10 protein-coding genes and 2 pseudogenes are annotated in these 10,825 nt (G+C 63.7%); all 12 read left to right on the top strand.

The genetic code is table 11. The annotated features are described in order from the left end of the window. A pseudogene (locus tag HMPREF1023_RS05370) lies at nt 1–349 on the top strand (DNA polymerase III subunit gamma/tau); the annotation flags it as partial. Nucleotides 350–415: 66 nt separating this feature from the next. After that, nucleotides 416–757 (top strand): YbaB/EbfC family nucleoid-associated protein, encoded by a 342-nt coding sequence (locus tag HMPREF1023_RS05365; protein ID WP_009305164.1) that lies wholly within the window; start codon nt 416–418, stop codon nt 755–757. A gap of 24 nt (nt 758–781) precedes the next feature. After that, nucleotides 782–1,378 carry a recombination mediator RecR gene (gene recR / locus HMPREF1023_RS05360; RefSeq protein ID WP_009305163.1) on the top strand — a complete coding sequence of 199 codons (597 nt, stop codon included), beginning with the start codon at nt 782–784 and terminating at the stop codon, nt 1,376–1,378. Nucleotides 1,379–1,523: 145 nt separating this feature from the next. Further along, nucleotides 1,524–3,044, top strand: coding sequence for a response regulator transcription factor (locus tag HMPREF1023_RS05355; RefSeq protein WP_009305162.1), 1,521 nt, complete (start codon nt 1,524–1,526; stop codon nt 3,042–3,044). 224 nt (nt 3,045–3,268) lie between these two features. After that, nucleotides 3,269–6,001 carry a molybdopterin-dependent oxidoreductase gene (locus HMPREF1023_RS05350; protein ID WP_009305161.1) on the top strand — a complete coding sequence of 911 codons (2,733 nt, stop codon included), beginning with the start codon at nt 3,269–3,271 and terminating at the stop codon, nt 5,999–6,001. Beyond that, nucleotides 6,001–6,582: a 4Fe-4S dicluster domain-containing protein gene (locus tag HMPREF1023_RS05345; protein WP_009305160.1), complete on the top strand. Its 582-nt coding sequence runs from the start codon at nt 6,001–6,003 to the stop codon at nt 6,580–6,582. The genes HMPREF1023_RS05350 and HMPREF1023_RS05345 overlap by 1 nt, the downstream gene beginning before the upstream one ends. Nucleotides 6,583–6,584: 2 nt before the next feature. Beyond that, complete coding sequence (locus HMPREF1023_RS05340; RefSeq protein WP_009305159.1) at nt 6,585–7,400, top strand: DmsC/YnfH family molybdoenzyme membrane anchor subunit; 816 nt, start codon at nt 6,585–6,587, stop codon at nt 7,398–7,400. Between the two features lie 65 nt (nt 7,401–7,465). Continuing rightward, nucleotides 7,466–8,095: a 4Fe-4S dicluster domain-containing protein gene (locus tag HMPREF1023_RS05335; RefSeq protein ID WP_009305158.1), complete on the top strand. Its 630-nt coding sequence runs from the start codon at nt 7,466–7,468 to the stop codon at nt 8,093–8,095. Between the two features lie 20 nt (nt 8,096–8,115). Continuing rightward, entirely contained in the window at nt 8,116–8,997 is an 882-nt protein-coding gene (locus HMPREF1023_RS05330; protein ID WP_227101319.1) for a 4Fe-4S binding protein, read from the top strand. Continuing rightward, nucleotides 8,994–9,650, top strand: a complete 657-nt coding sequence (locus HMPREF1023_RS05325; protein ID WP_009305156.1) for a hypothetical protein — start codon at nt 8,994–8,996, stop codon at nt 9,648–9,650. The genes HMPREF1023_RS05330 and HMPREF1023_RS05325 overlap by 4 nt, the downstream gene beginning before the upstream one ends. After that, nucleotides 9,650–10,330: a molecular chaperone gene (locus HMPREF1023_RS05320; RefSeq protein WP_009305155.1), complete on the top strand. Its 681-nt coding sequence runs from the start codon at nt 9,650–9,652 to the stop codon at nt 10,328–10,330. Before HMPREF1023_RS05325 ends, HMPREF1023_RS05320 begins: the two co-directional genes overlap by 1 nt. Nucleotides 10,331–10,506: 176 nt before the next feature. Further along, nucleotides 10,507–10,825, top strand: a pseudogene (locus HMPREF1023_RS05315) (IS256 family transposase); the annotation flags it as partial.

Here is a 10,825-nt window from a genome sequence, read left to right as displayed (position 1 = left end):
GCCTGCTCCGGCCCAGCGCCCGCAGCAGCCTCAGCAGGCGGCTCCGGCGGTTTCTGCTCCCGCGCCGCGCCCGAAGCCCGTGCCGGACTACGACATACCTCCGTACGAGGACGAGGTGGTTCCGTACGACGACGGTTACGTCTCGTCCGCGCCGACGCCCGCGCCTGCTCCGGATCCAGCTTCGGCGCCGACGCCTGCTGCCGTCCCGGCTCCCGCGGCTCCGGCTCCGGTGGATGCTCGCACGTCGGCGACGCCCGAGCCTGCGGTGCAGCAATCGCCCGAAGAGCTGCAGGCCATTCTGGCCGCCGGTTTCGGCGATGGCGTGCGCGTCGAAGAAGTGAGAGAATAGCGCGACAGCTAGTTCGCCGCACGTATGCGGCTTGTTCGAAACGACCATGACAGATAGGAGACGACGATGTCGAAACGAGGCGGTTTTCCCGGCGGCGGCGGTAACATGGGCGCCATGATGAAGCAGGCGCAGAAGATGCAGGCCGAGCTTGCGCGCGCCCAAGAGGAGATCAAGGACATGACGTTCGAGGCCACCGCCGGCGGCGGCATGGTGAAGGTGGTTGCGAACGGCGACATGACCGTGGACAGCATCGTCATCGACCCCGAGGCCGTGGATCCCGAGGATGTCGAGATGCTGCAGGACATGGTGGCCGCCGCGGTGAACGAGGCGCTGCGCGGCGTGTCCGAAATCAGCTCCCAGCGGTTGAACGCCGCGACCGGCGGCTTGAACATTCCGGGCCTTATGTAACCTGGTTCGGATAGAATCGCGATCATGTACGCTGTGCCGTCCATTCAGAAACTGCTCGACGAGCTTGAGCGCTTGCCGGGCGTGGGGCCGAAGTCGGCGCAGCGTATCGCGTACTGGATCCTCAACGCCGACAAGGCGACGGCGCTGCGCCTGTCGGAGGCCATCGCCGAGGTGAAGGAAACGGTGCGCTTCTGCTCGCGCTGCTTCAACTACGCCGAGGACGACCTGTGCGAGATCTGCCAGTCGTCCAAGCGCGACGCGGGCATCATCTGCGTGGTCAGCGAGCCGCGCGACATCCCGCCCATCGAGCGCACCGCGGTGTACAACGGCGTGTACCACGTGCTGGGCGGCGCCCTTTCCCCGATGGAGGGCATCGGCCCCGACGAGCTGCGCATCGCCCAGCTTATGAAGCGCCTCGCATCCGACGAGGTGCGCGAAGTGGTGCTGGCCACGAACCCCAACGTTGAGGGGGAGACCACGGCGACCTACCTCGCCCGACTCATCAAGCCGCTCGGCATCGCCGTCACCCGTCCCGCCAGCGGCCTGCCCGTCGGCGGCGACCTCGAGTTCGCCGATGAGGTTACCCTCGGCCGCGCTATCGAAGCCAGACGGCCGCTGTAGGGGAGGCGGGCAGGGGAGTTTACTCCTCTCGCTTGCGAGTTTAATCTTGCCGCGAACGTATCGAAGCGAGCGTATGAAGTACTATGGGACGTATGGCGACGGCATTGACGGGTGATGTCGGGTGCCGAAGGGGCGAGGGGGACGTATGAGGGCTTGGCCGGCGGCGAAATACCTGACGTACTGTTTCTGGCGTTCGTGGATCCTCGTGGTGTATACGGCGCCGATCTGGAGCTACGTAGCGAACGGGACAGGGTCCGCATCGTGCTCGTTCTCCATGTATGCTTGGTCGACCGTTGCATTCGCGCTGGTCGCGGCTCTGTTGGCGTTGTTCCATGAAAAGGCTTCTCTCGTTTTGGCGCGCAAGGGCGTTATGTGCCTTGCGGGCGTAATCTCGTCGGTCGGCATGTTGATGGAATATGCGGGCGCGTTTCTGTTCTTTGACGGAGCCAACCTGCTGTTCGTGTCGGGAGCGCTCCTAACGGGCGTCGGCACCGCGTTCATTGCCGTACGCGCCGGTCAGATCTACGCGGCGACGCGTCCGGTGGTGGCCGTGACGAACACGGCGCTGTCCGAGTTGGCCTCCGGGCTCGTCTTCTTCTTCGTGGTGGGCACTGTGCCGCAGATCGCGCTGTTGGTGGCGGCGCTATTGCCGTTGGCCGCCGCGTTGATGACGCTGTTCGAGTCCGACGCGGACGCGACGCGCGGACTTGTGCGTCGCCGCGCGGCCGACATCGATGCGGCCACGCGTCGTGCAAGCGTCTTCGCGTTCGCGCGCTTCCTCGTAGTGGTGTTCCTGCTCACGTTCATGGCGAACCTGTCGAAGGGCGCTTTCGCCCTGCAAGATGCCGAGGCGTCGTTAGCGAGCGGCACGATAGGCGTGTCGCTGGTCATTTTGGTCAGCTTCGTGTTGGTGCTGGTGAGCAGCTTGCTCAAATCGTTCGATTTCGGCGTGGCGTATTACCCGCTCGTGCTCATGCTCGTGCTGGCCGTGGTGGTGGTGTTCTCGTCGGATGCGGGCAATATGGCCGCTGCGGCGGTGATCGTGCTGGTGTACTGCTTGTTCTCTCTGTTCATGTGGTGCTTGCTGACGTATTTGGCTCGCAGCGATTATTGGAGTTCGATTCAGGTGTTCGGGTACGGACGCTCGGTTTTCGCGCTCGGTTCGTTGGCAGGGCTCGTCGTGGGGCAGGGTTACCCGCTTGCCGAGATGGATGGCTCTGAGTCGTTCATCGTCGGCTTGGTGTTGGCGTTTTTGCTGGTGGCAGCATCCATGCTGATTTTCAGGGAAAGCGATGTGCGCAAGATCACCAGCGCGGGATGGCTGGCGGTCGAAGCGGTGGCCCCGAAATCGTCGGTATCGGACGGGCTCGATGTCGTTCGCGATGCCGTCGTCGCAGACGACTCTCGCGACATGTTTTCCGAGGAGGTGATCGCCGAGATGGGGTCCGGGGTCGATGCCGATGGGTTCGCGGCCGATCACAACCTCACTGCACGCGAGCGCGAAGTGTTCGAGCTTATGCTGCGCGGCCGCGATGCGAAGTCCATCGGCGAGGCGCTGGTCATCTCCGACAACACTGCGAAGGCGCATATCCGCAGCATCTACGCCAAGACGGGCGTGCACACGCGTCAGGAGTTCATCGACGCCACCGAGCATGTGATGCGCTGAGCCGTTAACGATCTCGCCTCCCCTCGATGGCCGCCTCTGCGGCCATTGCTTTGTCTAAGGGTTGTTTCTCCTGATGAAAAGACAGTTTACTCCTGCAGTCAGCCGGTTTAGCCCTTCCAGGCGATAGGCGAGCGCCTTCGTCGCGCGCACAATCTCTCTCGTGAAGGTCGCAGGAACGTTCTACCCCTGCGGCCGTAAGGAGACGAGAGAGAAAGGCGATGTGTATGAGTCAGCTCAACATGTCGAGGCGCGGGTTCGTGAAAGCCGCAGCCGCCACCGGAGCGCTTGCCGCATTCGGCGCGACGGCGGTCGACGGCGCGACGTTCCGCGAAGCGCATGCCGACGAGACGACCTCCCAAACAAAGAAGGTCTACACCTCGTGCCAAGCGTGCATCTGCAGCTGCGCCGTCATCGCGACGGTGCGCGACGGACGCGTCATTCGGCTCGAAGGCAATCCGGAAAGCCCCATCAGCCGCGGAGGCCTGTGCGCGAAGGGCCTTTCGGGCATCCAAGCGCTGTACAACCCCTGTCGCAACAAGTACCCCATGAAGCGCGTGGGGGAGCGCGGCACGAACAGCTTCGAGCGCATCAGCTGGGATCAGGCTATCGAGGAGATCGCGCAGAAGCTCACGCAGGACTTCTTCAAGTACGGCGGCGAGTCGCTGGTGACCTCTACGGGCGGCGGCGGGAACCCGCACTTCAGCTCGCCGTGTCGCTTCACGCAGGCGTTGGGATCGCCGAACATCTTCGAGCCGGGCTGCGCGCAGTGCTTCCTGCCGCGCATGGCCACGTTCTCGCTCATGTACGGCGGCAGCAAGTCGGGCACCACGTCGATGGCCGATTCCAAGTACGGCGGCTGTTCGTCGCTGTACTTCCCGGAGGACAATCCTATCCAGACGCTGGTCATGTGGGGCACCTGCACCAGCTACCACGCGCCCAGCGGTTCGGGGCGCGCCATTGCCGAGCTGCGCGCACGCGAGCAGGGGCTCAACATGGTAGTGGTGGACCCTCGCTTCACGCCCGATGCGGCTATGGCCGACGTGTGGCTGCCCATTCGTCCCGGAACCGACGTGGCGCTTATGATGACGTGGATCCGCTACATCATCGAGAACAAGCTGTACGACGAAGATTTCTGCAAGCGTTGGACGAACCTGCCGTACCTCATCGACACCGATACGAAGAAGATGCTGCGCGCCTACGAAGTGGGCCTGGGCGAAGCCGATGCGGAAGATGCGGAAAAGACGTTCGTGGTGTGGGATCAGAAGACGAACTCCGCGAAGGCGCTGCCATGGCCGTACGACGAAGCGCTGGACCCCGCGTTCTTCGGCACGTACGAGATCGACGGCGTCGAATACCCCACGGCGTTCACGCTGCTGCAGGAGCGCGTGGACGAATGGACGCTCGAAAAGGGCTGCGAGGTATGCTGCCTTGAGAAGGACCAGGTGGAGAAGGCCATCCGCATCTACGCGGAGAACGCGCCGTCCGGCCTGGTTCTGGGCGTGGCCACCGACATGACCCCTCAGTCGGCCCAGGGTACGGAAGGCGCCTGCATCCTGGAGTTCTTGCTGGGCAACGTGGAGAAGCCGGGCGCGCTGCTGCAGCGTTTCCCCGACCCGCCGAACAAGGTGGATCTCGGCACTATGAACACGCTGGTCACAGGCGATATGCTGGAGAAGCGCCTAGGGTATCGCGAGCACAAGGGCCTGGGCATCTGGTCGCATGCGCACATCCCCACGGTGTTCAAGGCCATCACCACAGGCGAGCCGTACCAGCCGCGCAACTGGATGGAACGCTCTGGCAACAAGCATGCGATGATCGGCAACGCGGGGCAGCTGTCCGAGATCATCGACAAGATGGAGATGATCTGCCATCTGTACATGTACCCCACGGCCTTCACCATCGAAGCGGCCGATTACGTTCTGCCCACGCAGGAGTGGCTGGAGAGCTATTTCACCATCGCCCATGCGAACAAGATCATCATCCGCCAGCCGGTGGTGCACTTGTACGAAACGGTGAACGAGGGCGTCATTTGGTCGGAGATCGCGCATCGTTGCGCCGAGCTGGGCAATCCGTTCGCTCAGAAGGCCTTCGACAAGGAATACCTGGCAACGCTGGGCACCGATCTGGTGTACTGGCGCGGCCAGCAGGAAATGATGGACTTCCATATGGGCTCGCTGCCTATGAGCTGGGACGAACTGGCCGAGATGGGCGCGTACGAGTGGATCTCCAAGGAAGACTACCTGACGTATTACACCTACAAGACCATCGATCCGAAGACGGGCAAGGAGAAGGGCTGGAACACGCCGTCCAAGAAGGTCGAGCCGTATTCGGAAGGCACGCTCATGCTAGGCCGCACGGGCGAGCCGTGGGCGAGCGCCGAGGGCAAATCCTACGTCATGCCGCCGGCCGACGAAGATTACGATCCTTTGATCTACTATCTGGAGCCCGAGGAGACGAACCTCACCGATACGGAATATCCCATCATGCTGACCCAGGGACGCATTCCGCACTACCATCACGGCACGTTGCGCAACATTCCGTATCTGCGCGAGCTGTATCCGGTGCCGCTGGTCAGCATCCATCCCGAGACCGCCGAGAAGTACGGCGTGGAGGACGAGCAGTGGGTGTGGGTGGAAAGCCGTCGCGGCAAGGTGCGCGGGAAGGCGCATGTGACGGCGGGCATCGCAAAAGACGCCGTGCACATGGAACGCTTCTGGAATCCCGAGTACCTGGACACCGACACGCCGAGCAAGGCCTGGACTGAGATGAACGTGAACATCCTCACCAAGACCGACGGGCGTTACAGCCCCGAGCACGGCACGTACACGCTGCGCGGCTTCACGGTGAAGGTGTACCCGGCTCCCGAAGGCGCGCCTGAAGGCGCATGGATCAACCCGACCGATTTCGAACCGTGGATGCCTGAATTCAGCGAATCCACTGAGGTGGTGTTCAAATAATGGCTCATTACGCTATCGTCGTCGATCTCGACCGCTGCATCGGCTGCCACGGCTGCGAGATCGCCTGCAAGAACGAGAACAATATCGCATTGGGCGAGTACTGGAACAAGGTGGTGGAACGCGGGCCTTTCGGCGAATATCCCGATTTGGAGATGTATTTCCTGCCCACCATGTGCCAGCAGTGCCAGGATGCGCCCTGCGTGAACGTGTGTCCCACCGGGGCCAGCTATCGCGACGCCGACGGCATGGTGCTGGTGGACAAGGAGAAGTGCATCGGCTGCAAATACTGCATGATGGCCTGCCCGTACGGCGTGCGTTCATGGAACGCGGCCGAGAGCGTGGTGGAGAAGTGCACGCTGTGCGCGCATTTGTCCAAGAACGGCGAGCTTCCCATGTGCGTGCGCACGTGCTCGGCCGGCGCCCGGTTCTACGGCGATATCGACGACCCCTCGTCCGATGCGTCGAAGGCTCTTGCCGCGGCCGATCCCGCCAGCATCCACACCCTGCAAGATGTGGGGAACCATCCGGCGACGCACTACATTCTGTCGCCGAAACGCGCCGCTTGGAAGGAAGGTGAGTAGCCATGACGATCCAGTGGTCTTTGGTTCTGTTCACGGTGCTGTCGGGATGCGGTGCCGGACTGTTCGCCTGCACGGCCCTCGATGAATTTCGCGGAGGCGCGGCGTCGAAGGTGCGCTTGCCGGCATGCGCGGTGGCGGTGGCGCTGCTGGTGGTGGGCGGCATCGCGTCGGCTACGCACCTGTCGCACGTCGATCGCATGATGGCGGTGCTGGCTCATCCTACGGCGGGCATCTTCCTGGAAGCTTTGCTGCTGGGCCTGCTGGCGGTTTGCATCGCGGTATACGCGCTGCTGGTGAAGCGCGAGGCATCATCCGGAGCCCGCAAGGCGCTCGCCGCGACGGGTATCGTGCTGGCCGTGGCGTTCGCGTTCGCCTGCGGCGTGTCGTACATGATGACGTCGCGCCCGGTCTGGAACACCGTCGCGCTTCCGTTGGCCTACTTGGGAACGGCGCTGGCGACAGGTGCGGCGTTGTACCTGGTGATGTGTGCGGCGCTCAAGGTTGACGAGGGCGACGTGAAGAAAGCCGGCGTGTACGCGGCGGCGGGCGGTGCGCTGTCGCTGGTGTTGACGGTGGCGTTCGGCCTTGTCAGCGGTACCGCCTTCGGCGATCAGGCCGCGCTCTTCTGGGTGGCCGTGGTGCTGTGCGGTTCTGCGGCACCGGCGGTTTGCGGCGTGCTGGTCGCGCGTAAATCCGGCGGCGCGCTTTCGTTGGGCGTGGTGGCGCTGGCGGGCGCCCTGGTGGGCTCCGTCGCCGTTCGCGCGGTGATGTGGCTGGTAGGCACGGCAGTGGCGAACTACTTCGGGTTCGCGTTGTAACCGGAGATCCCCCGAGCGCCGTATCGCGCGGCGCCCGGGTTCGAGGATGAAAGCAAGGCGAGAGTATGGCTGACTACACAAGGCGAGCCTTTCTGGGATTCACCGCCGCCACGGCCGCGCTCGCGGGCGTGGGCGCCTCGGCGATCGCCTTCGCGGGCGAGGGCGGGCTGCTGCGACCGCCGGGCGGCCAGGACGAAGGCGCGTTGGTGGCTGCATGCGTGAAGTGCGACCGCTGTCGCTCGGCATGCCCGACGAACGTGGTGGGGGTAGCGCATGTGGAGGATGGGCTGCTGCAAGCTCGCACCCCCGTGCTCGACTTCCACAAAGGGTACTGCGATTTCTGCGGAAAGTGCCAGACGGCCTGCCCGACCGGGGCGTTGGGGTCGTTCGATCCCCAGCGCGACAAGCTGGGCGTGGCGGTGGTGCAGAAGGACCGCTGCATCGCGTACTTCGAAGGATGCGTCGAATGCGAGAAGGCGTGCCCGTACGAGGCGATCGCGTTGGACGATGTCGGGCATCCGGTGATCGATGCAGCGAAGTGCAACGGTTGCGGCGTGTGCGAGAACGTGTGCCCCGCGCTCGTGTACCGTTCGTTCGCGGGCGGGTCTCGGCGGGGCGTTGTCGTGGTGGCGCCCGAGCGCTACGAGCGTTTGGGGAGGACGACGGTTGAGGGCGAGAGCGAGATGATCGTATGAAACGGGAAGGGAAGCGGCGCGTGAGGGCGTCGACGTTGCGCGTGCTGAGCGCGCTCGGCGTCGCGGCTCTCGTGTGCTTGGGGCTGGCGTTGCACACCGGCACCGGAACGCCCAGCTCGTTCGGCATCGCGGACATTGCGGCGCTCTGCCCGCTCGGCGGTGTCGAGGCGGCCATTGCTTCGAGAACGGTTGTCCCTCCCCTGCTCATCGGGCTGGCGATGGTCATAGTGCTGACGCTGCTGTTGGGCCGGGCCTTCTGCGCCTGGGGCTGCCCCGTCCCGTTGTTGAGGCGGGTGTTTCGAGGAAAGAAGGCCTCGAAGCGCGATGCTTCTTCACGGGATTCCGGGCCTCTCGATGTCCCGGCGTCCGAGCGCGGGGGTTTGCGCGATTCGCGCAACTGGGTGCTGGGCGGGGCCATCCTCTCGACGGCTGCGTTCGGGTTCCCGGTGTTCTGCCTTGTGTGCCCGGTCGGTTTGACGTTCGGAACGCTCGTCGTGGTGTGGAGGGTGTTCCAGTTCAACGAGGTCACCTGGTCGCTTCTGGTGTTTCCGGCCATGCTCGTGCTGGAGTTGGCAGTGCTGCGGAAATGGTGCCATCGGTTCTGTCCGCTGGGAGCGCTGCTGTCGTTGGTGTCGCGCGGCAACCGCACGTTCCGGCCGCAGGCGAACGTCGGGACGTGCTTGCATGCGGCTCACGGCGAGCGCTGCCATCGGTGCGCCGACGCGTGCCCGGAAGGCATCGACTTGCATGATCGGGCGGCTTCCGCTCCGCTCAACGAGTGCGTGAAGTGCCGCGAGTGCGCCGACGCGTGTCCCGTGCACGCTATCACGTTTCCATTCCTGTCCAAGAAACCCCTGCTCGAGCCTTCTGCGGCCGAGCGCGATACGAAGGAGGAGCAATGAGCGTCGAAGAGGTGTTCAAGGCTGCACCGGGATGCCAGAAGGTGCTGATGGCCGCGTTGGAAGCGTGTCGTACGCCGCGCACGCCCAGCGAGCTGGACTCGATCATGGACGAGGTGCTCCGATGTAACCGTTCGGTCTATCGTCCGGCGGAGCTGCGCGCGCTGCTGGAGCGCTACGGTGCGCTGGCATACGAACCCAGCGAGGAAGAGCAAGCGGCGCAAGCTGCCCTTGAAACGGGAGGGGAACCTGAACTTGTTGTAGACGAGGACGGCAACTTCGTGACGACTGCGCCGACCGAGGGCGTATGGGCGATCACCGAAGCCGGCGCTGCGTATCTCGATTCCGATCCTATCGGCGCGAAGGCGCAGGCGCTGCTGGCCAAGGACGCGGTCTACCTGCCGGTGTATCGCGCCTTGCTGGAGTTCGCCGCCGAATGCCCACGCGACAAAAGCGCCATCGACGCGGTGATCGACCCTCATCCGCTCGTGCAGAATCCGCGCTTGTTCGCCGGATATTTCCTGGGCGAGCTGGAGCGCATAGATGCAATGGAGTGGGCCGATGCCTGGCATGTCACGGAGCGCGGTCTCGACTTGCTGGAAGCGCTGCGCGATGGAGAAGACGACGAAAGCGGCGTTGCCGCGAAGGAGGCATGATGATTGACGAGGGAATGCGCGCCTTGGCCGAGGCGCTCCGGCAGCAGAGTGCGGCGTACGGGTTCGTGGCGCGTTTGTTGCGCACCGAGGTGGATGACGAGGCTCTCGGGAGGCTGCGCGCGATGAGGTTTCCTGCCGCGAGCGGCAACGATCATCTCGATGCGGGCTATCGAGGGTTGTGCGCTTATCTGAACGCAGGCGGAGAGCGCCAGCACGGCGATTTGGCCGTGGACTTCCTGCATACGTTCATCGGCGTGACGCAGGATCGAGAGCAGGTGGCTTTTCCGTACGAGTCGGTATACACCTCGCCTGAGCATCTGCTGATGCAGGATGCACGCGACGAAGTGCTGGCGGCGTACCGTGCGGCGAAGGTGGTGTTGGTGGACGAAGCGTGCGAGCCCGAGGATCATCTGGCGTTCGAGTTGGAGTTCATGCAGCTGTTGGGAGAGCGCGCCGCCGAGGCGCTGGAAGCGGGGGACGATGGATCGTGCGCGAACCTTTTGGAGGCTCGCCGTGCGTTTCTCGAGGAGCATCTGCTGAACTGGGTTCCCGATTTCGCCGACGACGTGCAACGCGTTGCACGCACGGGATTCTATCGGGCGTTGGCCGACATCGTGTTAGGGGTGCTTGAAACGGATCAAGCGTTCCTGGAAGACGTGCTGGACGATGCCGGGTTATAGGCAAGAAAGTGTGTCCGTTTTAGGGGTGTAAGGGCAGGTCAAACCCTCGATAAACCATCGTTTAAATTTCGGAGGCAGGTTTAAGTGCCTGGCAAGAATGTGTGTCCGCTTTCGACTTGACACCGCAGGTCAGAGGCCGTAAACCGCCCTCTTAAATTCCGTGGTTCAATCACGGGATGAAGAAGATACTGTGCCCTGCGTGCGGGGGCGACACGAAACGCAACGGGAAGACCTCGTCGGGGGCGACTCGTTGGCGCTGCAAGGCATGCGGCGCATCCACCACGCAACGTTACGACAACGAGCCTAAACTGCTAGAGCTGTTCCTGAGGTGGCTGCTCTCGAAAAAGACCCAAGGCGAGTTCGGCATGCCCGGACGCACCTTCCGGCATCTCACGAATAAGTTCTGGGACCTGTGGCCCGTGGCTCCTGTCTGTGACGAGGTCCACACGTGGTGGAGGTGGATGGCCTTTGGCTGGGGGCGCGACGTCGTGATTA

It is taken from the genome of Eggerthella sp. 1_3_56FAA, from assembly GCF_000185625.1.
Lineage (GTDB): Bacteria > Actinomycetota > Coriobacteriia > Coriobacteriales > Eggerthellaceae > Eggerthella > Eggerthella lenta.
Note: the sequence above shows the minus strand (reverse complement) of the source record. Positions and strands in the feature narration are given on the sequence as shown.

Excerpts from the sequence above, each read along its gene's own strand:
- HMPREF1023_RS05325 (WP_009305156.1), top strand. The coding sequence starts at position 8,994 with ATGAGCGTCGAAGAGGTGTTCAAGGCTGCACCGGGATGCCAGAAGGTG.
- HMPREF1023_RS05345 (WP_009305160.1), top strand. The coding sequence starts at position 6,001 with ATGGCTCATTACGCTATCGTCGTCGATCTCGACCGCTGCATCGGCTGC.
- HMPREF1023_RS05355 (WP_009305162.1), top strand. The coding sequence starts at position 1,524 with ATGAGGGCTTGGCCGGCGGCGAAATACCTGACGTACTGTTTCTGGCGT.
- HMPREF1023_RS05335 (WP_009305158.1), top strand. The coding sequence starts at position 7,466 with ATGGCTGACTACACAAGGCGAGCCTTTCTGGGATTCACCGCCGCCACG.
- HMPREF1023_RS05320 (WP_009305155.1), top strand. The coding sequence starts at position 9,650 with ATGATTGACGAGGGAATGCGCGCCTTGGCCGAGGCGCTCCGGCAGCAG.
- HMPREF1023_RS05365 (WP_009305164.1), top strand. The coding sequence starts at position 416 with ATGTCGAAACGAGGCGGTTTTCCCGGCGGCGGCGGTAACATGGGCGCC.
- HMPREF1023_RS05340 (WP_009305159.1), top strand. The coding sequence starts at position 6,585 with ATGACGATCCAGTGGTCTTTGGTTCTGTTCACGGTGCTGTCGGGATGC.
- recR (WP_009305163.1), top strand. The coding sequence starts at position 782 with ATGTACGCTGTGCCGTCCATTCAGAAACTGCTCGACGAGCTTGAGCGC.
- HMPREF1023_RS05350 (WP_009305161.1), top strand. The coding sequence starts at position 3,269 with ATGAGTCAGCTCAACATGTCGAGGCGCGGGTTCGTGAAAGCCGCAGCC.